The 19,574-nt window shown below is 73.2% G+C and carries 20 protein-coding genes; 6 read left to right on the top strand and 14 right to left on the bottom strand.

Annotated features, from left to right (window positions below):
* Nucleotides 1-113 precede the first annotated feature (113 nt).
* Both FGE12_RS09105 and FGE12_RS09110 read left to right on the top strand, forming a co-directional pair.
* A complete protein-coding gene (locus FGE12_RS09105) occupies nt 114-1,661 on the top strand; it encodes a short-chain fatty acyl-CoA regulator family protein (RefSeq protein WP_153866028.1) in 1,548 nt (515 codons plus the stop codon).
* 51 nt (nt 1,662-1,712) lie between these two features.
* Nucleotides 1,713-2,573, top strand: a complete 861-nt coding sequence (locus FGE12_RS09110) for a tetratricopeptide repeat protein (protein WP_153866029.1) — start codon at nt 1,713-1,715, stop codon at nt 2,571-2,573.
* A gap of 16 nt (nt 2,574-2,589) precedes the next feature.
* Here the strand turns inward: FGE12_RS09110 and FGE12_RS09115 are convergent, their stop codons facing one another.
* Both FGE12_RS09115 and FGE12_RS09120 read right to left on the bottom strand, forming a co-directional pair.
* Nucleotides 2,590-3,072 carry a hypothetical protein gene (locus FGE12_RS09115; RefSeq protein ID WP_370458930.1) on the bottom strand — a complete coding sequence of 161 codons (483 nt, stop codon included), beginning with the start codon at nt 3,070-3,072 and terminating at the stop codon, nt 2,590-2,592.
* Entirely contained in the window at nt 3,051-3,848 is a 798-nt protein-coding gene (locus FGE12_RS09120; protein WP_153866030.1) for a sulfite exporter TauE/SafE family protein, read from the bottom strand. The genes FGE12_RS09115 and FGE12_RS09120 overlap by 22 nt, the downstream gene beginning before the upstream one ends.
* Before the next feature lie 686 nt (nt 3,849-4,534).
* On the opposite strand from FGE12_RS09120, the gene FGE12_RS09125 reads away from it, so the two are divergent.
* Nucleotides 4,535-6,142: a leucyl aminopeptidase gene (locus FGE12_RS09125; RefSeq protein ID WP_153866031.1), complete on the top strand. Its 1,608-nt coding sequence runs from the start codon at nt 4,535-4,537 to the stop codon at nt 6,140-6,142.
* Here FGE12_RS09125 and FGE12_RS09130 read toward each other — a convergent pair.
* The 11 genes from FGE12_RS09130 to FGE12_RS09180 form a co-directional block, all read right to left on the bottom strand.
* Complete coding sequence (locus tag FGE12_RS09130; RefSeq protein ID WP_194797730.1) at nt 6,139-6,762, bottom strand: hypothetical protein; 624 nt, start codon at nt 6,760-6,762, stop codon at nt 6,139-6,141. The genes FGE12_RS09125 and FGE12_RS09130 overlap by 4 nt on opposite strands.
* A 172-nt stretch (nt 6,763-6,934) precedes the next feature.
* Entirely contained in the window at nt 6,935-7,687 is a 753-nt protein-coding gene (gene pyrF, locus FGE12_RS09135; protein WP_153866032.1) for an orotidine-5'-phosphate decarboxylase, read from the bottom strand.
* Nucleotides 7,687-8,928, bottom strand: a complete 1,242-nt coding sequence (locus FGE12_RS09140; protein WP_194797731.1) for a DUF4388 domain-containing protein — start codon at nt 8,926-8,928, stop codon at nt 7,687-7,689. The genes pyrF and FGE12_RS09140 overlap by 1 nt, the downstream gene beginning before the upstream one ends.
* A gap of 20 nt (nt 8,929-8,948) precedes the next feature.
* Complete coding sequence (locus tag FGE12_RS09145) at nt 8,949-10,052, bottom strand: thioredoxin domain-containing protein (protein WP_153866033.1); 1,104 nt, start codon at nt 10,050-10,052, stop codon at nt 8,949-8,951.
* 112 nt (nt 10,053-10,164) lie between these two features.
* Entirely contained in the window at nt 10,165-11,103 is a 939-nt protein-coding gene (gene lpxC, locus FGE12_RS09150; protein WP_153866034.1) for a UDP-3-O-acyl-N-acetylglucosamine deacetylase, read from the bottom strand.
* A gap of 445 nt (nt 11,104-11,548) precedes the next feature.
* The gene (locus FGE12_RS09155) at nt 11,549-13,063 is read right to left on the bottom strand and encodes a hypothetical protein (RefSeq protein ID WP_153866312.1); all 1,515 of its coding nucleotides are present in this window, start codon (nt 13,061-13,063) and stop codon (nt 11,549-11,551) included.
* A 95-nt stretch (nt 13,064-13,158) separates the two neighbouring features.
* Entirely contained in the window at nt 13,159-14,184 is a 1,026-nt protein-coding gene (ruvB, locus tag FGE12_RS09160; RefSeq protein WP_153866035.1) for a Holliday junction branch migration DNA helicase RuvB, read from the bottom strand.
* Nucleotides 14,185-14,257: 73 nt separating this feature from the next.
* Nucleotides 14,258-14,800 (bottom strand): DUF2378 family protein, encoded by a 543-nt coding sequence (locus FGE12_RS09165; protein WP_153866036.1) that lies wholly within the window; start codon nt 14,798-14,800, stop codon nt 14,258-14,260.
* Nucleotides 14,801-14,811: 11 nt separating this feature from the next.
* Nucleotides 14,812-15,432 carry a Holliday junction branch migration protein RuvA gene (gene ruvA / locus FGE12_RS09170; protein ID WP_153866037.1) on the bottom strand — a complete coding sequence of 207 codons (621 nt, stop codon included), beginning with the start codon at nt 15,430-15,432 and terminating at the stop codon, nt 14,812-14,814.
* Nucleotides 15,429-16,022, bottom strand: a complete 594-nt coding sequence (gene ruvC, locus FGE12_RS09175) for a crossover junction endodeoxyribonuclease RuvC (RefSeq protein WP_153866038.1) — start codon at nt 16,020-16,022, stop codon at nt 15,429-15,431. The genes ruvA and ruvC overlap by 4 nt, the downstream gene beginning before the upstream one ends.
* 95 nt (nt 16,023-16,117) lie before the next feature.
* Complete coding sequence (locus FGE12_RS09180) at nt 16,118-16,867, bottom strand: YebC/PmpR family DNA-binding transcriptional regulator (protein WP_153866039.1); 750 nt, start codon at nt 16,865-16,867, stop codon at nt 16,118-16,120.
* 128 nt (nt 16,868-16,995) lie between these two features.
* Between FGE12_RS09180 and FGE12_RS09185 the strand changes: the two genes are divergently transcribed.
* Nucleotides 16,996-17,679 carry a hypothetical protein gene (locus tag FGE12_RS09185; protein WP_153866040.1) on the top strand — a complete coding sequence of 228 codons (684 nt, stop codon included), beginning with the start codon at nt 16,996-16,998 and terminating at the stop codon, nt 17,677-17,679.
* Nucleotides 17,680-17,682: 3 nt separating this feature from the next.
* On the opposite strand, the gene FGE12_RS09190 is transcribed toward FGE12_RS09185, so the two are convergent.
* Nucleotides 17,683-17,931, bottom strand: a complete 249-nt coding sequence (locus FGE12_RS09190; protein ID WP_153866041.1) for an arsenate reductase family protein — start codon at nt 17,929-17,931, stop codon at nt 17,683-17,685.
* 241 nt (nt 17,932-18,172) lie between these two features.
* Between FGE12_RS09190 and FGE12_RS09195 the strand changes: the two genes are divergently transcribed.
* Together FGE12_RS09195 and FGE12_RS09200 are read left to right on the top strand one after the other, a co-directional pair.
* Nucleotides 18,173-18,724, top strand: a complete 552-nt coding sequence (locus FGE12_RS09195) for a hypothetical protein (RefSeq protein ID WP_153866042.1) — start codon at nt 18,173-18,175, stop codon at nt 18,722-18,724.
* The gene (locus FGE12_RS09200) at nt 18,721-19,338 is read left to right on the top strand and encodes a tRNA-uridine aminocarboxypropyltransferase (RefSeq protein WP_153866043.1); all 618 of its coding nucleotides are present in this window, start codon (nt 18,721-18,723) and stop codon (nt 19,336-19,338) included. The genes FGE12_RS09195 and FGE12_RS09200 overlap by 4 nt, the downstream gene beginning before the upstream one ends.
* The last annotated feature ends 236 nt before the right edge of the window (nt 19,339-19,574 follow it).

The raw sequence follows: 19,574 nt of genomic DNA on the forward strand, positions 1-19,574 counted from the left end.
CGGCCCGCCCGCGGCCCGCGGAGCACGCGGCCGCTCGCCCTGCAACGCGCCTGTCAATCCTGCACACCTTTGATTGCAAATCCGTAAATCGCCCCGCACAGTGGGGAGCAACCATGAACGAGAATGCCCTCAACGCGAACGTGGGGCTGAAGCTCCGCAGCCTGCGGCTCGCGCGCAACATCAAGCAGACGGACGCCGCGAAGGACCTGGGGGTCAGCCCCGCGTACCTGAACCTCATCGAGAAGGGGAAGCGCGTGATGCCCTTCCCGCTGCTCTGGAAGGCGCTGCGCTACTTCGACCAGGACCCCGAGCAGTTCATGGGCACGCTGGGAGAGGGCCGCGTGGACGAGGCGCTCGCGAAGCTGCTGGACGAGCCGCTGCTCAAGAGCCTCGACATCGATCCGGAGAGCCTGCAGAGCCTGTCCGCCGAGCCGAAGCTCGCCGGCACCGTGGCCGCGCTCTTCAACCTGTACAAGAACACGCGCACCCAGCTCGAGAACGTGCTCGCGCAGCTCTCCGCCGAGGAGCGCGCGCGCACCCAGAGCGGCACCGCGCCGGGCTCGAGCGGCCTGCGCTTCGACTACTCGCCCTTCGACGAGGTGACGGACTTCCTCGAGAGCCACCGCAACTTCTTCCCCGAGCTGGAGGAGCAGGCGGAGGCGCTGCGGCGCGACTTCCGGCTCGAGCGCCAGGTGACGAGCCTGCAGCTGGCGCGCGCGCTGGAGGAGCGCTTCGGCTACCGCGTCTCCTTCGAGCCGGCGGCCGGCGGCTCCAGCGTGGTGCGCCGGCTGGACCCGGAGACGCAGACGCTCAACCTCTCGCCGGACCTCACCGAGCAGCCGCTCAAGTTCCAGCTCGCCGCGAGCGCGGGCCTGCTCACCCTGGACCGCGAGCGCCTGGTGGAGCGCATCGTGGGCGGCGCGCGCACGCGCCACGCCGAGACGCTGCGGCTCATCAAGGTGAACCTCGCCAACTACTTCGCCGGCGCGCTGATGCTGCCCTACGGGGACTTCTTCAAGGAGGTGCAGCGCACGCGCTACGACGTGGAGCTGCTCAGCAACATCTTCGGCACCACCTACGAGACCGTCGCGCACCGGCTGTGCAACCTCTCGGACCCCAAGCGCTCGGGGCTGCCCTTCCACTTCCTGCGCTCGGACATCGCCGGCAACATCAGCAAGCGCTACAGCGGCACGGGGCTCAAGTTCGCGAGCGGCGGCAGCGGCAGCTGCGGCAAGTGGGCCGTGCACCTGGCCTTCTTGAACCCCTCGCAGATCACCCGCCAGTACTCGATCATGCCGGACGGGCAGACCTACTTCTGCTTCGCCAAGGTGCAGCTGCAGCCGGTGGAGGGCTCCATCGTCAAGGGGACCGCCTACTCCATCGGCCTGGGCACCCACGCAGAGAACGCGAAGTACCTCGCGTACGGCCTGCCCACCAACGACCTGAAGAAGGACGCGGTGCCCAGCGGTGTCAGCTGCCGCTTCTGCGAGCGCACCGACTGCAACCAGCGCGCGGCCGCCAGCTACCGCTTCGCCTTCTCCTTCGACGAGTACACGAAGAAGGACTGCTTCTTCAGTCCCCTCCTCGTGCACGAGCACGGGCAGGCGGAAAGCCTGGACAAGAGCCCCCGGCGCCGCAACAAGGGCGAGCCGGAAGCCTGAGTCCCTCGCCCTCCCCCTCCTCTCCGACGACCCTGTCGAACGACTCCGAAGATGGAACACGATCGCTCCGCCCTGCAGGACGCCCTCCAGAAGCAGCGCACCCAGCTCGCCACCGTGCGCTTCGGGGGGGACCCCGCGGCCATCGGCAAGGAGCTGCTCGAGCTCGCCGAGCTGCACGGCCTGCTCGAGGAGCACGCCGAGAGCCGCCAGCACTACGAGGAGGCCCTGGGCCACTTCCGCGCCGCGAAGGACAAGCGGGGCGAGGCGCAGGCGCTGTTCGGCCTGGGCGTCGTGCGAGCGAACTTCGAGGATCACAAGGGCGCGATGGAGCACATCGCCAAGGCCGCCCTGCTCTTCAACGAGAGCAAGGACCGCGAGGGCGAGGCGCTGTGCCGCGCGGGCATCGGCGAGTCGCTGCGCGCGATCGGCCAGAAGGAGGCGGCGGCCGAGAAGTACCAGGAGGCGCTCATCCTCTTCCGCCAGCTCAAGAACCGGCAGCGCATCACCGCCCTGCTGATGGACCTGGGCGACCTGCGCATGGAGGGCGGCGACTACGCGGCCGCCCGCGGGCGCTTCCTCGAGGCGCTCCCGCTCGCCGAGGAGGACGAGGACCCGCTGCCCGCGGCGCTGTGCCAGCTGCTGCTGGGCGAGTGCGAGGGGCTGCTGGGTAACCCCGAGGCAGCGCGCCCCCACCTGCTGTCCGCGGTGAAGGCCTACGAGGCCCTGCACGATCACCTCTACGAGGCGCGCGCGCGCTGGGACCTGGGGCTCGCCTGCTACCACTCCCAGGACTGGGCTGCTGCGCGCGAGCAGTTCGAGGCCGTGCTCCCGCTCTACGAGGACCAGGGCCGCACCGAGGAGGCTGCGAAGGTGCGCAGCGTGCTCGCGCACTTCAGCGCCCGCGGCGTCTAGAACAGCGGAGGCGCCGCTACGCAGCGACGCCCGCGCCCACCGCGAGCGCGAGCAGCCCGAGCACGCCCGCAGCGTACAGCGTGTAGCGCCACTCGCCCCGCAGCCCCAGCGCGACGCCCGCCACCGCGAGCCGCGCCACGGGCGTCACCAGCAGGAGCGAGGCCCCGGCCTTCCGCAGTGAGTCGATGGCCACGCTGGTGCCCTGGCTCGCCGGCAGCAGCTCGAGCGCAAGCGAGCTGAGGAAGAGGCCGCCGCTGAGCACCGCGCCCGTGCGCAGCACGCGCGCGATCCACCGCTCGCCGGCGATCACCTCGCCGCGGGCGCGCACGCCTCCCTTGGCCGATGCGCCCCGTGTCACCGCGTCCGGCGCGTCATCGAGCGCGTCCTCCAGCGCGGGGTCGCCCAGCGATCCCCCGCGCAGCGGCGGCGCAGACTCGTCCGCGCCCACCGGCACGCTGACTGCGATGACCTTCTCCCCTACCTCGCCAGGCTCGGCCACAGGACGTGTCCCCCCTTCCACAGCATCTGCGCAGCGACCCACAGCAGCACCAGGGCGAAGAGCCGCTTGAGCACGCGCGTGGGCACGCGCGGCATCACCCGGCTGCCCGCCCAGGCCCCGCCGAGCACGCCCACCACCAGCGGCGCCACCAGCCCCAGCTGCAGGTGGCCGCGAAACGCGTACGCCGCCACGCTCGCTGCGCCGGTGACGCCCACCATGAGGTTGCTCGTCGCGGCCGCCACCTTGAAGGGCACGCGCATCCCGTACGCCATGAGCGGCACCTTCACCGGCCCGCCGCCCACGCCCAGGAGCGCCGAGAGCCCGCCGGCCACCAGCGAGCCGCCGATGCCCAGCGGGTAGTTCTCCACACGGTAGCCCTCGGTCGCCTCGGCCTCCGAAGCGTGCTCCGGCGAGGGCTGCGCGCGCGTGAGCAGGATCTGCAGCGCGACGTAGAGGCAGAAGAGCCCGAAGGCCACCGCGAGCCCCGCCGGCGCGATGAGCCCCGCGGCGAGCCCGCCGAGGATGGCGCCCGCCACCGTGGCCAGCTCCAGCGTGAGGCCCAGCCGCAGGTCGCTCAGGTGGTGCTCCACGTAGCTCGCCGCCGCGGCGCAGCTGCTCGCGACCACGCACATCAGGCTCGCGGGCACCGCGTTCTCGAGCGGCACACCGAAGCCGAGCACCAGGATCGGCACGAGCACGATGCCGCCGCCGATGCCGAGCAGGGCCCCCGCCCCGCCAGAGAGCGCCCCCGAGCCGATGAGCAGCAGAACCGTCATTGCGCACGAGCATAGGGCGCGCCCTGCAACCCGGACAGCGGCGTGCCAACGCGCGCGCGCCGCGGCTCGTCCGCACGGCTGCTTCTGCATCGGCTCACGCGACTTGCGCTGTCCACAACTCGGCAACCCACGGCGCGAGGCCGCCTCGCCTGCGCGGAGCAAGCGCGTGCGAAGCGCGCAGTTGCTGCGAACGAGCGGCGGCTTCGGCCGCGCGAGTACCCCAGTGCTCCGCGTGCGCGCGCTCCACGTCTGCCGCGAAGTCCATGTCTGGCTCACAGTCGAGCGCTTCGCGCCGGGCGCGGAGCTCTGACGCGGAGGCAGAGCACCCTGCGCATGACGGCAGCCGCAGCGGCTCACAGCGCCGCGGGACGGCCCGCGCCGCGCGGGAGCGTGGACGGGCCTTCCGACGTGAGCTTGCCTGCTCGCTCAGCGGGCCCGGGCCCCGCGCGCTGCACCTGCGCGCGCCGCGCCGCCGGGTCCTCGCCCGACACGCGCGCGGCCACAGCGCCCGCCGCGAGGCGCGCGTCCCTCCATTGCACCGCGTCAACGCCGCGAGAAGCGGTGTGTGGGCGGCAGGCTTCGCTTGGCGCACAACAGGCGGAACGTTACAGTCCGCGACCCCATTTTCTCTGGATCGGCCTGCGGTGAAGGCCGTCCCCGAATCCTCCGTCATGAAGGCCCCGTCCATGAACCTCGGTTTCCTCAGCGGCGACGCCGCCCGCGCGAGCGGTGAGCTGCTCGTCATCCCCCTCTTCGAAGGCGAGCTCGGCGCGTCCGGCGCCGCTGCGGCGCTGGCGCAGGTGGACACGGCGCTCGACGGCGTGCTGCGCGAGGCCGCGACCCAGGAGGGCTTCAAGGGCAAGGCGGAGCAGTCGCTGGTGCTGCACACCCACGGCAAGCTGAAGGTGGGGCGCGTGCTGCTGCTGGGGCTCGGCGCGCCCGCGCGCTTCACGCCCGAGGTGCTGCGGCTCGCGGCGGGCCGTGCGGCGAAGACGGCGCTGCGGCTGAAGGCGGCGCAGCTCACGCTCGCGCTGCCCGCGGCGGCCGAGCCGCGCGAGGCCTGCGTGCAGGCGGTGGCGGAGGGGCTGGTGCTCGGCGCCTACCGCTTCGACCGCTACAAGACCCAGGGCCGCGACGCGCAGGGCCTCGCCACGGTGCGCGTGCTGCTGCCCGAGGGCGTGGAGAAGGACCGCGCGCTGCAGGCAGCGCTGGACCACGGCGTGCGCGTGGCCGAGGCGACGAACTGGGCGCGCGACCTGGTGAACGAGCCGCCCAACGTGGTGAACCCCACCCGCCTCGCGGAGGCCGCGCAGGAGGCGGCGCGCGAGGGCGGGCTCAAGGCCACCATCGGCGGGCGCCGCGAGATCGAGCGCATGAAGATGGGCATGTTCCTGGGCGTCACCCAGGGCAGCGCCGAGGAGCCGCGGCTCATCCAGGTGAGCTACGTGCCCAAGGACCCGACCGCGGCCAAGCGCGCGCCGCTCGCGCTGGTGGGCAAGGCCATCACGTTCGACTCGGGCGGCCTCTCGCTCAAGACGGCCGAGGGCATGGTGGACATGAAGACGGACATGGCGGGCAGCGCCGCCGTGCTCGGCGCGATGAAGGTCATCGCGCAGCTCAAGCCCCCCTTCCCCGTGCACGCCTTCATCGGCGCCTGCGAGAACATGCCCTCGGGCACCGCGTACCGCCCCGGCGACGTGCTCACCAGCCGGCTGGGCAAGACGGTGGAGATCACCAACACGGACGCCGAGGGGCGGCTCGTGCTCGGTGACATCCTCACCTGGGCGGCCGAGCACCAGCCCGCGCAGATCGTCGACCTGGCCACGCTCACCGGCGCCTGCATCGTGGCGCTGGGCAACTACATCGTCGGCGCCTTCGGCGACGACGAGGGCGCGATGGAGGCCGTGCTCTCGGCGGCCTGGAGCGCGGGCGAGGAGCTGTGGCGCATGCCCATCCACGAGCTGCAGAAGGACGCGCTGCGCTCGGAGATCGCGGACATGAAGAACTCGGGCGAGCGCTGGGGCGGCGCGATCAACGCGGCCCACTTCCTGCGCGAGTTCGTGGGCGAGACGCCCTGGGTGCACCTGGACATCGCCGGGCCCAGCCAGAGCCCCAAGGAGCGCGGCTACCACGGCAAGGGCGCCACCGGCGTGGGCGTGCGCACGCTCGTGGAGCTGGTGCGCCGGCGCACCAGCGAACTCGAGTCGGAGCTCGGAGAGCCCGGGGCCGGGGGCACGCAGGCCCCGGCGCGCGCCAAGGGCAAGAAGGGCGCGCGCGCGGGCCGCAGCGCCTAGCGCAGCGCGAGCGGCGGCGCGGGCACCTGCAGCGCAGGCACCGCGTCCGCCGGCAGCGCGTGCACGCTGCCGATGATGGCGTCCACGCTCGCCAGCACGGCGGCCGGCGCGCTCGCGGGCCAGGTGGCCATCATCATGAAGACGCGGTCCTCGCCGCCGTCGAGCACCGCCACCTTCCCGTGCACCGCCTCGCCCATGGTGAAGTGGAAGCCCACCGCGCTGTCGGAGAGCGGCAGGGGCTCGGGGTCGGTGGTGGTGAAGCCCGGCTGGGTGCGCAGGCCGTCCGTGAGCCGCTCGGCGAACTGCGCCGGGGTGGCCACCGCCGGCGCCACCTGCAGCACCACCTGCGCGCCGGTGGCGCGGTTGCGCAGGATGACCGGGATGACCAGCCCCTCGGGGGTGCGCTCGTCCGTCTCGTCCAGCTGCCACTCCGCGGACGGGCGGGAGATCTCGAAGCCCAGCACCTCGTCCACGTAGCGCGCGGGCGTGGTGGCCGCAGCCGCCGCGGCAGCGCCGACCGAGGGCGCCCCGGCGGGGCTCGCGCGCTGCAGGGGCCGCGCGCTGCTGCAGCCCGTGAGCCCCACCAGCGCTCCGAGCGCGACGAGGCCTCCGCGCGCCATCTGCCCCATCCACCGCCGCTGCCGCCGTGCGCCGCCCATCCGGGCCTCCCGGGGCCCCACACGTCCCGCTGCGCCCTCGGGGGAGCGCAGGCAGGGAGGCCCGCTCCCCCAACGCTGCGCACGCGGGCGCCTCGCGGCCAGGGGCCCTGCGGGCCGGGGTACAGGAGGGCTGTCAGCCGGCGGAAACTTCCTCGGCGATGGCGCGCGCCGCGGCGAGCGGCTCGGGGGCGGCGTAGATGGGCCGGCCCACCACGAGCAGGTCCGCGCCGGCCTTTACGGCATAGGCGGGCGTCTCGGCGCGCGCCTGGTCGCCGCGCGCCGCCCCCTCGGGGCGGATGCCCGGCGTGCACAGGTAGGGCGCGGGGCCGAGGCTGCGGCGCAGGCCCTCCACCTCGCGCGGCGAGCACACCAGCCCGTCCACGCCCGCGCCCACGGCCAGCGCCGCGAGCCGCGCCGCGGCCGCCTCGGGCCCGCCCTCGAGCCCCACCGCCTGCAGCTCCGGGGGCGAGAAGGAGGTGAGCACCGTGACGGCGAGCACCCGCGGCGGCGCGCAGCCGGCGGCCTGCGCCCCCGCCCTCACGCCGCGCATCGCGGCGCGCAGCATCGGGTCTCCCCCCGAGGCGTGCACCGTGAGGAAGGCCACGCCGAGCGCGGCCGCGCGCGCGGCCGCGAGCTCCACGGTGTTGGGGATGTCGTGCAGCTTCAGGTCGAGGAACACCTGCGCGCCCCGCTCCTGGAAGGCGCGCACGGCGGCGGGCCCGTGCTCCACGAAGAGGCTGAGCCCCACCTTCGCGTAGCCCACGTGGGGCGCCACCCGGGCGTAGAGCGCGAGCCCCTCGGCGAGCGGGAGGTCCGCGGCGAGCGCGATGCGCGAGCGCGCGGCGGCGCGGGAGTCCGGCGCGGACGGGGGCGGCGGCGGCGGCATCAGGGGCTTCCTTCCTGGAGCGCGCGGTAGGCGCGGGCGAGCGCGGCGGCCTCCTGCTCGGAGAGCAGGTTGCGCGCGGAGAAGAGGGCGTAGGCGGCGAAGGCGTCCAGCGCCTCGAGCGTGCGGGCGCGCGCCAGCACCGGCGCGCGCGCGGCCACATTCTGCTTCAGGCGCTCCACGTCCAGCAGCCCCTCCTCGGAGAGCGTGACGCCCTCGAAGGCCGCCTGCAGCGTGGGCGGCGGGGTGAGCAGGAAGCCGCGCAGCGACTCGAGCCCCAGCCCCGCGCGGCGCATCGCCTCGGCCACGCGCGCGATGAGCGCGGCGTAGCGCGCCTCGGGCCCCAGGGCCGCGGCTCCCAGCCCCTCGCCCGCGAGCTCCGGGGGCCCGGGCTCTGGCAGCAGCGCCACCTCGAAGGTGCCGTCGCGCACGCGCTCGTCCAGCCAGTGCAGGTAGCCGTAGAGGCTGCCCTCGAAGTGCGTGCGCAGCTCGCCCACCGTGGGGCGCGCGGCCGCGCGCGTGAGGAGCCGCTCCTCGCCCGGCGCGCCCATGGCGTCCGGCAGGGGCTGCACGCGCGCCGAGTCCGGGAAGCGCTCGCGCAGCCTCAGCACGCCCTCCGCGCGCTTCATCCCCTCCAGCACCAGCTCGCGCGTGCGCTCCGGCAGCTTGAGGCTGTCGCCCTCGGGGGGCGGGGCGCCCTCGAGGAAGAGGAAGTCCCCGTCCGGGAGCTCGAAGAGGTCCACCACCACCTCGCGCACGAGGTAGGTCATGGCGTTGTAGAGGTTCGCCTCGGTGAGGTAGCCCGCGCGCGTGAGCGCCTGCCCCAGGCGCACCCCGGGCGCGACTGCCCGCAGGCCCTCGGCGAGCTGCTCGGTGCTCACCAGCCCCAGGCGCGTGAGCACGCTGCCCAGGCGCTCATGGGCCTCCGTGGAGGTGGCGAACACCACCTGCGCGTCGCGGAAGTGCACGCTCTTGCGCAGCGCCCCGCGGCGCACCACCAGCACGCCCGAGCGGATGCCGCTCAGCACGTGGCCGAACACCTCCGCGAGCGAGAGCGCCGGCAGGCTGCCGGCGAAGTAGCCCCCGGGGGCGAGCTCCTCCTGCAGGAGGACGAGGCCCTCGGGGGCGTAGAAGTGGGCGGCGAAGGGGCGCGCCGAGCGCAGGGCCGCCGCGAGCGGCAGCTCCAGCTCGAGCGCCGCGGCCTCGCCGCCCAGCCGCGGCGTCGCTCGGGGACGGGAGGCCACGCGCCGGTCGCCCCGCCCGCCTACTTCTTCGCCTGCAGCTCTTCGTCGATGACCTTCTTGAACTCGTCGAAGGGCTGCGCGCCGGAGAGCATCACGCCGTTGATGAAGAAGGCAGGGGTGCCGGTCACGCCCACCGCGGAGCCGGCCTTCTGGTCCGCGTCCACCGTGGCCTTCATCTTCCCGGAGTCGAGGCACTCGGCGAACTTCTTGCCGTCCAGCCCCACGCTGCCGGCGTGCTTCTTCAGGTCATCCACGGAGAGCGCCTGCTGATTCTTGAAGAGCGTGTCGTGGTACTGCCAGAACTTGCCCTGCTCGTTCGCGCACAGCGCCGCCTCGGCCGCCTTGGGCGCGTCCTTGTGCATCTCGAGCGGGAACTGGCGGAACACGAGCCGGATCTTGTCCGGGTAGGCCTGCATCACCTGCTCCACGGTGCCCACCGCGCGGCCGCAGAAGGGGCACTGGAAGTCGCTGAACTCCACCATCGTGATGGGCGCGTTCTCGGGGCCGCGCGCGGGGCCCGTGGCCGCCACCTCCTTGCGCTCCACCGGGGGCTTGGGCAGCGTCACCTGGACGTTGTTGTCCTTGCGCAGCTTCTCGAAGAAGGCCTGCGCGAGCTCGCGCTTCTTGCCCTGCTGCAGAAAGTTGATGATCTGCGGCTTCACCTGCTCGAGCGTGGTGCCCGGGGGCAGCTGGCCGCCGCTCTGCGCCTGCTCGAAGAGCTTCTTCACCTCGGCGTCCGAGGGCACCGGCGCCTTGTCCTCGACCTCGGCCTTGATCAGCTGCTCCTCGGTGAGGTTGCGCTTCTTGGCCTCCGCCTGCACCAGCCGCTCGGTGATCATCCCCTCGAGGCCCTGCTCGCGCATCTGCTGCTTCTGCTTGCGGTACTCGGACTCCATGTTCGCGAGCGGCTCCTTCAGCCGCTCGTTGAGCTGGCCGAAGGTGATCTTCTCGTTGCCGTAGGTGGCGACCACCGTGTCCGCCGAGGGCTCCCCCTGGGTGGCCGGCGCGGCCGAGGTGCTGGGCGTGGCGGCCGGGGTCTTCTCCTTGTTGCAGCCGGCGGTAAAGGACAGGGCCAGGAGGGCGGCCAGGGCGGTGGGGGCGAAGCGGCGAGGCGAGAAGGACATGGTCTGGACGGTCTAGTGCGAGGATGTGGGGGGCGGCAAAGAAATTCGGCTCCCTCCGACCGCCGGGCGGTCAAAGGGAGCCGAGGGGCGCGGCGCTCTGCCGAGCGGCCAGCTAACCGACGAGCGGCTGGAGGATTCCCGCCAGGTCCGGCAGGCGCAGATCCATGTGCTCCACGTCGCGCTTGCAGGCGTGCACGACGGCGTAGTTCGCGGGGTCGCTGAGCACCTTGGCCACCAGCTTCTGGTTGAGCGCGTGGCCGGTCTTGAAGACCTTCAGGTGGCCGATGACCGGGCGGCCGAAGAGCGAGGTGTCGCCGATGGCGTCCAGGATCTTGTGGCGCACGAACTCGTCCGCGAAGCGCAGGCCGTCCGGGTTGAGGATGCTGAACTCGTCCACCACGATGGCGTTGTCCAGCGAGCCGCCCTTGGCGAGCCCCATCTTCTTGAGCATCTCCACGTCGCGCAGGAAGCAGAAGGTGCGCGCGCGGGCGATCTCGCGGTTGAAGCAGCGGTCGCTGAACTCGAGCTCGAAGGACTGGTCGCTGATGAGCGGGTGCTTGAAGTCGATGGTGGCGCTCACCTTGAAGCGGTTGGCCGGGGCGAAGGTGGCCTCCTTGTCCCCCTCCATCACCGTGACCGGGCGCTTGATGACCACGAAGCTCTTGGGCGTGTCCTGCACGCGCACGCCCGCGGTCTTCACCAGGTAGGCGAAGGGGGCCGCGCTGCCGTCCATGATCGGCACCTCGGGCCCGTCCAGCTCGATGCGCACGTTGTCGATGCCGAGGCCCGCGAGCGCCGCGAGCAGGTGCTCCACCGTGCCCACCCGCACGCCGTCCTTGCCCAGCGTCGTGGCGAGCGAGGTGTCGACGACGTACTCGCTCAGCGCGGGGATGCTCACCGGCCGCGCGAGGTCCGTCCGCACGAACACGATGCCGTGGTTGGCGGGCGCGGGCCGCAGCGTGAGCGTCACCGGCGCACCCGAGTGCAGCCCCACGCCCTGCGTGGAGACCACCGTGTTGAGCGTGCGCTGATTGAATGAGGACACGGACATGTCGCAGTTGCCTCTCGTGACTTCCGATTCCTGCCCGGGCGACGCCTGCCCGCCGGCCAGAAACGTTCGCTGCTGATCTGATGCGCCGCGCAATTTGAGCAATCGATGTGCCAGGGGGCCCGCTCGCCGTCTACTTTTTGCCCACCCCGGAGTCCGCCACAAGCACTCGTTATCAGGAGGGTTCTGCGGCCCACCCTCCCCCGCCGCCCGGGCCCCACGCCGCTCCCCGCCTCAGGGTCCCGCCACACCCACCGCGGACCGCGACATGCGTGTCCCGGTTCTCCGCCGGGCCACCGTCCCGCAGGGCGATGGCGCAATGCGGCGCGTGTTTAGCCCAGCCAAGGTCCACAAGGCAACGCGCTCGCCGACGAATGCCGGAAAGTCCGACATTCGCGCGCAACGTGTGACGGGGTGGGCAGGGACGGCGCCCGGGGGCGCAGCGCCGCTACGCCGGGGGCGGCAGGTAGCGGTCGCGCAGCGCCTCGGCCTCGGCACGCTCGAAGGCGCGCTCGCGCAGGAGCGCGCGCCGGCTCACCGCGCGGAAGGTGCTCTCGAGCACCTTGCCGAAGAGGCGCAGGTCCTCCGCGAGGCGCTGGCGCATGCCGGGGCCCTCGGGGGGCCAGGGCAGCTCGGTGAGCAGCGCGGCGAAGCGGTCGAAGGGCTCGAAGTCCCCGTAGCGCAGCAGCTGGTAGCTCACGGCGTGGAAGTCCGCGAGGAAGCGCCCCAGCGCGGCGAGGTGCGCGTCCGCGCGGCGCGCCGTGTCCGAGGCGTCCGGGCCCGGAGCGCCTGCCGCGCCCGCTGCTTCGTCGCGCCGCAGCGCCCCTTCCGTCGCGCGGCACAGCTGGGCGAACACCCACAGGTCCTGGCGCAGCCGGTGCGCGCGCTCCTCGGGGGAGACGAGCGCCTCGAAGGCGTCCTCGGGCGAGCTGTGGCCGTTGGCGCCGAGCGCCGCGGCGAGCGCCACCACCTGCTCGCGGAACAGGGTGCGGAAGGCGGCGGCCGCGTGGGCGGGGGCCTCCGGATCGCGGTCCAGGTCCACGAGCACGCGGCGCGAGATGCGCTCGCACTCCTTGGCGAGGTCTCTCGCCGCGCGCAGCGCCGCGGCCTTGAGGCGCTTGGGCCCCGCGCGCGGGGCGAGCTCCGCGTTGAGGAAGCCCACCAGGCTCACCGCCTCGCTGCGCACCAGCGCGAGCACCACGCGCACGCGGCGCGGGAACGCGCCCGCAGCCGGGGCCGCGGCGGCGCCCGCGTCACGCCCCTCCTTCGCCTCGCGTGGGTCGCGCGGCTCCACGTAGGAGAGGTAGTGCAGCACGCGGAACAGCGCGAGGAAGGCGGTGGAGTACAGCGGCCGGTCCGTCTCCGGCATCTCCGCGAGCAGCTCGAGCAGGCGCACCGACTTGATGCGGTCGTACTCGATGCGGAACTCGAGCGGCCGGAAGGGGCGGAAGTAGCGGTTGAGCACGATCTCGCGCAGCGCGAGGTTGCCCACGTCGGTGAAGAGGTTGAGCGCGCAGGCGGGCAGCTTGAGCAGGTGATCGATCACCGTGCGCAGCGCATCGAAGCTCTGGCGCAGCACGAAGAGGCTCTCCTGCGGGCTGTCCTGGTCCAGCGCCTCCTCGAGCAGCGCGCGGCGCACGCGGTCGTCCGCGAGCTGGCTCTCCACGTACTTGCGGAAGACCATCTTCTGGTCGCTGTCCGGGTCCAGCAGCTGGCGCGCGAGCCGGATGCAGTGGTTGATGGCGTCGCGCACGTCCGCGAGCTCCTCGCGGAAGTCCCGGGTGACGAGCGGGCGCTCGCGCGCATCCACCGTGATGTTGTGCAGGTTGAAGTAGCGCTCCACCCCGCGCAGCAGCATCTCCAGCTCGAAGAGCAGCTCCTCGCGCCCGTCCACCTGCACGCTGCGCAGCCAGCGCTCGCGCTCGGCGAGGTAGCCGGCGCGGCTCGCCTGGCTGCTGCGCATCAGGTCCGCGTAGAAGTCCGCGGCGAGGCGCGGCGGGCCGCCCGAGCGCGCGAGCGCGCCCGGCGTGCTGCGGGGGGCGGCGGGAGGCGGAGGGCTCAAAAGAGGGTCCCCTGGGGCGTCGCGGGCGGCGCCTTGCCGAAGTACTGGTAGGCGCGGTGGGTGGCGAGGCGGCCGCGCGGCGTGCGCTGCAGGAAGCCCTCCTGCAGGAGGAAGGGCTCGTACACGTCCTCGATGGTGTCGCGCTGCTCGCCCACGCTCGCGGCGATGGTCTCCACGCCCACGGGGCCCCCGCCGAACTTCTCGATGATGGTGAGCAGGATGCGCCGGTCCATCGCGTCCAGGCCGCTCTTGTCCACGCCGAGCCGGTCGAGCGACTGCGCCGCCACTTCCCGGGTGATGCGCCCGTCGCCCTCCACCTGCGCGAAGTCGCGGATGCGGCGCAGCAGCCGGTTCGCGATGCGCGGCGTGCCGCGCGAGCGATGGCTGATCTCCTGCGAGCCGCCCCGGTCCAGCTTCACCCCGAGGATGCGCGCGGAGCGGTCCAGGATCTGCTCGAGGAACTTGGGCTCGTAGAACTCGAGCCGCTCCTGAATCTGGAAGCGGTCGCGCAGGGGGCTGGTGAGCAGGCCCGTGCGGGTGGTGGCCCCGATGAGCGTGAACGGCGGCAGCTCGATCTTCATCGCGCGCGCGGCCGGCCCCGTGTCGATGGTGACGTCCAGCCGGAAGTCCTCCATCGCCGGGTAGAGGTACTCCTCGATCGCCGCGTTGAGGCGGTGCACCTCGTCGATGAAGAGCACGTCGCGCGGGTTGAGGTTCGTGAGCAGGCCCGCGAGGTCGCCCTTGCGCTCGATGGCCGGGCCGCTCGTCACGTGCACGCCCACCCCCAGCTCCGCCGCGATGATGAACGCGAGGCTCGTCTTGCCCAGGCCGGGGGGGCCCGAGAAGAGGCAGTGGTCCAGCGCCTCCTGGCGCCCCTGGGCCGCCTGCACGTAGACCTTGAGCTTCTGGACCACCGCCGTCTGGCCCACGTACTCGTCGAAGCTGCGCGGGCGCAGCGAGGCCTCGACCCGCACCTCCTCGCTCTGCTGCTGGCCCGACAGGGTGTCTTCCTTCCTCGCCATATCGCCCAGCACCCTACCAAAGACCTCCCACGCTCCGGGCGCCGTTCTCGCGGCCCCGCACACGCCCGCCTGCCTAGGCGATCCAGCTCACGCGCAGCACGTAGGCGCTCGCGCTCTGCAGCTCCACCTCCACCCGCGGCAGCACCCGGGTGAGACGCAGCACCGCCTCCACCGAGCCCGCCACGAACTCGGGCAGCGGGTCGGGGTCGTGGACCTCCACCTCCCAGAGCCGCAGCTCGAGCGCGCGCACGTGCACGCGGACGTCCTCGCGGCTCGAGCGCAGGTAGGTGGGCATCTTCGCCACGCAGCGCGCCGGGCCCAGCATCGGCGCCGCGAGCGCGAAGACGCGCCCCACCAGCGTGTGGCTCAGCCCCTGGATGACCTGGCGCCCCAGCTCCCGGTAGGCCTGGGCCTCGGTGAGCTGCGGGTGCGCATGCGCCCGCGCCACCCGCAGCGCCTCCCGCCACACGCCCAGCGGGTAGCTCTCGCGCGGGTCGGCGGCGTCGTAGCCCGCCCGGCGCAGCGCCTCGCGGAAGGCCCCATCCGGCTGGAGCACGTGCTCGAAGAGGCCCTCGAAGTTGCGCCGCGGCACCGGAGCGCCCTGAGAGCCATCCATCCGACCTCACCTCATGCGCTGGAGCGCACGGACTTGAGTGCCTCGCGGAACAGCTGCTGGAAGGGGGCCTCGGGCCCGAGCCGCTCGCTCGCGAGATCTGCTGCCTTCTCGGCCTGGGGACCCTTGTACCCGAGGTTGAGCAATGCGGACACGAGATCACTCTTCGCCCCGCTCGCGGGCGCCGGAGCGCTCGCACCGCCCAGGGAGCTGGCGACCGCCTCCAGGTGCAGCTCCTTCACCTTCTCCTTCAGCTCCAGCACCAGGCGCTCGGCCGTCTTCTTGCCCACGCCGTGGATCTTGGTCAGCCGGCTCACCTCGCCGCGCCCCAGCGCCACCGCGAGCTCGGGGACCTCGAGGCCGGAGAGCACGTTGAGCGCGAGCTTCGGCCCCACGCCCGAGACGCTGGTGAGCAGCAGGAACATCTCCTCCTCGCCGCGGGTGAGGAAGCCGTAGAGGTCCAGCGCGTCCTCGCGCACCACGGTGCGCACGCGCACCTGCACGCCCTCCCCCTCGGGCGGCAGCCGCCCGAGCGCGAGGTTGGAGAAGGCGACGCGGTAGCCCACGCCCTGCACGTCGATGACGGCCTCGCCGAGGCTCTTCTCGGCCACCCGTCCGTTCAGCGCTGCGATCATCCGGCCTCCGGGCGCTTGTAGGAGGGGCTGAGCCGGCCCTCCAGGTGCGCGAAAGCCCCCTTCTTACCGCGCGCCCCTGACTTCTGCGCGGGCTGCGCAGCGCCACTCGCGAGCGCGCCGCGGTGCAGGTTCAGGTGGCAGAGCGCGACGGCGAGCGCGTCGCTCGAGTCCGCGCGCTCGTGCGCGAGCTCGGGCATCTGCAGCACGATGCGCACCATGCGCGCCACCGCGTCCTTGCCGTCCGCGCCGCCCGCGCCCACCGCCTTCTTCACGCGGCTGGGCGCGTACTCGTGCACGCTCAGGCCCGCCTGCGAGGCGGCGAGCAGCGCGACCCCGCGCGCGTGCCCCAGCACCAGGGCGCTGCGCGCGTTGCGGAAGGTGAAGAGCCCCTCCACCGCCACGGCCGCGGGCTTGTAGAGCGCGATGGCGTGCGCGAGCTCCGTGTGCAGCACCATGAGCCGCTGCTCGAGCGGCGCGTCGGGGTCCACCTTGATGACGCCGTGGCCCACGTGCACGAGCCGGCCGCGCCGCTCCTCCACGACGCCGTAGCCCATGAAGCGACTGCCGGGATCCACCCCTAGAACGCGCAAGGTCCACTCCGAGCGAAGACGGAACGGATGTTCACATCCGCCCCCGGAGGCTTGTACCGCGCGCGGGGCGCCTCGGGCTAGAGGCCTGGGAGGCCCTAGGAGCTGAGCGCCTCCAGCTCCGCCTCGTCGATCTCGAAGTTCGCGTGCACGTTCTGCACGTCGTCGTTCTCCTCGAGCGCCTCCAGCAGCTTGAGCATCTTCTTGGCGGCCTCGCCGGAGAGCCGCACGGTGGTCGAGGGGAAGTAGGCCCACTTCTGCTCGGCGAGCGCCAGGCCCGCGGCCTCGAGCGCGCTGGCCACCTGGTGCAGGTCCGCCGGCGCGGTCCTCACCTCGAAGCCTTCGTCCCCGTGGGGCACCACGTCCTCGGCGCCCGCCTCGATGGCGCGCTCCATCACCTGGTCCTCGCTGGGGCCGGGCTTCACGCCGATGACGCCCTTCTTGGCGAACAGCCAGCCGACCGCACCCTCGGAGCCGAGGTTTCCGCCCTCCTTGCCGAAGGTGCTGCGCACGTCCGCCGAGGTGCGGTTGCGGTTGTCGGTGACGCACTCGACCATCACCGCCACGCCGCCGGGGCCGTAGCCCTCGTACATGACCTCCTCGTAGTGCGCTCCCTCCAGCTCGCCGGTGCCCTTCTTGATGGCGCGCTGGATGGAGTCGCCGGGCATGTTCGCGTCGCGCGCGGCGGAGATGGCCACGCGCAGCCGCGCGTTGCCCGCGGGGTCGCCACCGCCCAGGCGCGCGGCCACCGTGATCTCCTTGATGACCTTGCTGAACAGCTTGCCCTTGCTCGCGCCCATCGCCGCCTTCTGGCGCTTGATCTTGGACCAGCGATTGTGACCGGACATGCCGCGTCTTCTGCCCCGAGCCGCGGGCGCTCGTCAAACCCGCGCGGCGGCGAGCGCGGGGAAAATTGCTCAAGCGCAACGGAAGAATTCGACGCCGTGTGCGGAGGGCGGCAAGTTGCGCCCTCGCCATGACGCGCTTCCCCCTGCTGCCGCTGCTGCTGCTCGCCCTCTCCACCGTGCCCGCGAGGGCCCGCGCCCAGGCGCCCGTGCACCTGCCCGGCGCCGCCGAGCGGCAGGAGCAGTTCGGCGGCGCGGTGGCGCCCGCGGTGCTGCCCGACGGCGGCATGTCCTGGTACGGCTTCGTGGGCGCGCCGGAGCTCGCGGCCGGGGTGCGCAGCGGCCACTCGCTCTTCGAACTCGAGGGGCGCGCGCGCCTGGACTACTTCCGCATCTCGCTCGCGCTCGAGGGGCTGGTGCGCGCGCGCGTGTACGAGCGCGGCCCGCTCTCGGTGGCCCCCAGCCTCGGCGCGGGCCTGGTGCTGGACGCGGGTGCCACCTACCTGGACGAGGACAACTTCGACGCAGTGTTCGCGCGCGTCACGCCGGGGCTGGTGGCGAGCTACCGGCTCAGCGAGACGGTGTACGCGCTGGGGCTCGTGGACCTGCCGCTGGACCTCGGGCTCAGCCCCGGCGGCGCGCGGCGCTTCCAGGCGCTGGGCGGCGGCGGCATCGAGGCCTACCTCGGGGAGGACGTGAGCCTGCTGGTGGCCGGTCAGCTGGGCGTGGACGCGCTGCGCGAGCGCCCCGCCGAGGACTGGACCACGCGGCTCGGCTACACCCTGCGCCTGGGCGTGGGCTTCCGCCTCTTCTAGCGACTAGTCGCCGGTGCCCCACTCCGACTCGAGCGCCGCGCGCACGTCCGCGGTGAAGCCGCCCAGCAGCTGCCGCCCCGTGTCCACCAGGGGCCTGCGCACGTGGTTCGGGTTCTCGGCGAGGTGGCGCGCGAGCGCCTCGTCCGGGATCTCGGCCAGCTCCTTGCGGCGCTTGGGCGCGACGAGCTCGCGCACGCCGCCGATGCGCTCAGCGAGCGCGCGCAGCTCGGCCTCCGTCAGGGGCTGCTTCATCAGCTCCCGGACCGTGTGGGGCACCTGCTTGTGCGCGAGAAACTCCCGCGCTGACTTGCAGCCCGTTCAACCGTTCTTGACGTAGAGCGTGGTCGCCATGGGGTCGCGGGTCTAGCAGGCGGGCGCCCGCGGCTCAATCTCCGTGTAGGAGGCCAGGCAGGGCTTGCACGCCGGGGCGTTCGCGGGTCTTCTTCGCCCCCGCCGCGGCCCGTCGCCGTGGCCCCTCCCGCCGATTCTCCGCATGGACACCGCCGTCAACAGCCGTGAGTACCGGGTCCTGTTCTTCTGCCCGGCCGCGAGTGCGCACGAGAAGCGCCTCGAGGCGCCCGTGCGCCGCCTGCTCTCGCGCATCGAGGGCCCGCCCGCGGAGCTCGCGCCGGTGTCCGGGGGCGCGGAGATCAAGGCGGGCGGCTGGCACGCCTACGAGGTGCGCTCCACCTCCGAGCGCTCGGCGGCGCACGCGCTCGCGGCGTACGTGGCCGAGGTCACCTGCGCCATCGCCGCGGAGCTGGACGCGGAGGTGCTGGGGCTCTACGTGGACGTGGAGAGCGACGGGGCGCGCCTGTGCCGCTGCGGCCCCGCCGAGGGCCCCGAGACCTTCGCCGGCCGCCGCGAGCCGGTGCTGCTGCGCGCCGGCGAGTGGCTGGGGCTGCCGGCCACCGCCCTCACCGAGCTGTTCGCGATCGAGGCGGACGAGGAGACGGACGCGGACGACCGCTTCGTCGAGGAGAAGCTCAAGGAGGCCCGGGCGCTGATGCAGCGCTACCGCGACGCCCGGCGCGAGCGCTCATGAGGAGCTCCACCCCGGCGGACCTGGCCGGACGCTGCAAGCACTGCTGGGTGCAGGAGCGCTTCTGCTTCTGCGCAGATGTCCCCCGCGTGGAGACGCGCACGCGCTTCCTCGTGGTGCGCCACGGGCGCGAGACCTGGAAGACGAGCAACACCGCGCGCATCGCGCTGCTCGCCCTCACCCGCGGGCGGCTGCTGCCCTACAGCGTGCCCGGCGAGCCCTTCGACGCGGCGGCGCTCGAGGCGCCCAACACCTGGCTGCTCTATCCCGGAGCCTCGGGCCCTCCCGCCCATGCGCCGCCCCCCGAGCAGGTGGTGGTCATCGACGGCAGCTGGAGCCAGGCGCGGCGCATGGTGCACCGGCTGCCGCAGCTGCGCGGGCTGCCCCGCCTGTCCCTGCCCCCGCCGGTCCCGGGCACGAAGCGGCTTCGCCAGCCCCCGCACGCGGACGGCATGTCCACGCTGGAGGCCATCGCCGAGGCGGTGGCGCTGCTGGAGGGCGAGGAGAAGGCCGCCCCCTTGCGCGCGCTGCACCAGCGCATGGTGCAGGCGGTGTGGGAGGGGCGAGGCGGGATGGAGGCGGCGATCGCCGCCCTGCGCGGCAACGCGGCCCCTTAGCCCTCCCTCTCCCGCCCGCGTCCCATGGCACCCAGCAGGCCCCCTTCTGCACGGCGTGCAGGGCGGGCGGGCGCTCACGAGGAGAGGCCCTGCGGTGACCCCCTCGGAGCTCCTGGACGCGCAACGCCGTGCCCCCTCCCGCGTCCTAGAGAGGGGCCGCCGGGGTGCATCCGCGCGCCGCTTGGTGTAGGGAGTCGCCGGGTCTTCCCAGTCGGACCGGACGCCTGCCCGCCAGC

Source organism: Aggregicoccus sp. 17bor-14, assembly GCF_009659535.1.
Lineage (GTDB): Bacteria > Myxococcota > Myxococcia > Myxococcales > Myxococcaceae > Aggregicoccus.

Bases quoted from the DNA above. Each gene is read 5' to 3' on its own strand.
- FGE12_RS09105 (WP_153866028.1), top strand. From the start codon at position 114: ATGAACGAGAATGCCCTCAACGCGAACGTGGGGCTGAAGCTCCGCAGC.
- FGE12_RS09110 (WP_153866029.1), top strand. From the start codon at position 1,713: ATGGAACACGATCGCTCCGCCCTGCAGGACGCCCTCCAGAAGCAGCGC.
- FGE12_RS09120 (WP_153866030.1), bottom strand. From the start codon at position 3,848: ATGACGGTTCTGCTGCTCATCGGCTCGGGGGCGCTCTCTGGCGGGGCG.
- FGE12_RS09125 (WP_153866031.1), top strand. From the start codon at position 4,535: ATGAACCTCGGTTTCCTCAGCGGCGACGCCGCCCGCGCGAGCGGTGAG.
- FGE12_RS09130 (WP_194797730.1), bottom strand. From the start codon at position 6,762: ATGGCGCGCGGAGGCCTCGTCGCGCTCGGAGCGCTGGTGGGGCTCACG.
- pyrF (WP_153866032.1), bottom strand. From the start codon at position 7,687: ATGCCGCCGCCGCCGCCCCCGTCCGCGCCGGACTCCCGCGCCGCCGCG.
- FGE12_RS09145 (WP_153866033.1), bottom strand. From the start codon at position 10,052: ATGTCCTTCTCGCCTCGCCGCTTCGCCCCCACCGCCCTGGCCGCCCTC.
- lpxC (WP_153866034.1), bottom strand. From the start codon at position 11,103: ATGTCCGTGTCCTCATTCAATCAGCGCACGCTCAACACGGTGGTCTCC.
- FGE12_RS09155 (WP_153866312.1), bottom strand. From the start codon at position 13,063: ATGCGCAGCAGCCAGGCGAGCCGCGCCGGCTACCTCGCCGAGCGCGAG.
- ruvB (WP_153866035.1), bottom strand. From the start codon at position 14,184: ATGGCGAGGAAGGAAGACACCCTGTCGGGCCAGCAGCAGAGCGAGGAG.
- FGE12_RS09165 (WP_153866036.1), bottom strand. From the start codon at position 14,800: ATGGATGGCTCTCAGGGCGCTCCGGTGCCGCGGCGCAACTTCGAGGGC.
- ruvA (WP_153866037.1), bottom strand. From the start codon at position 15,432: ATGATCGCAGCGCTGAACGGACGGGTGGCCGAGAAGAGCCTCGGCGAG.
- FGE12_RS09180 (WP_153866039.1), bottom strand. From the start codon at position 16,867: ATGTCCGGTCACAATCGCTGGTCCAAGATCAAGCGCCAGAAGGCGGCG.
- FGE12_RS09185 (WP_153866040.1), top strand. From the start codon at position 16,996: ATGACGCGCTTCCCCCTGCTGCCGCTGCTGCTGCTCGCCCTCTCCACC.
- FGE12_RS09190 (WP_153866041.1), bottom strand. From the start codon at position 17,931: ATGAAGCAGCCCCTGACGGAGGCCGAGCTGCGCGCGCTCGCTGAGCGC.
- FGE12_RS09195 (WP_153866042.1), top strand. From the start codon at position 18,173: ATGGACACCGCCGTCAACAGCCGTGAGTACCGGGTCCTGTTCTTCTGC.
- FGE12_RS09200 (WP_153866043.1), top strand. From the start codon at position 18,721: ATGAGGAGCTCCACCCCGGCGGACCTGGCCGGACGCTGCAAGCACTGC.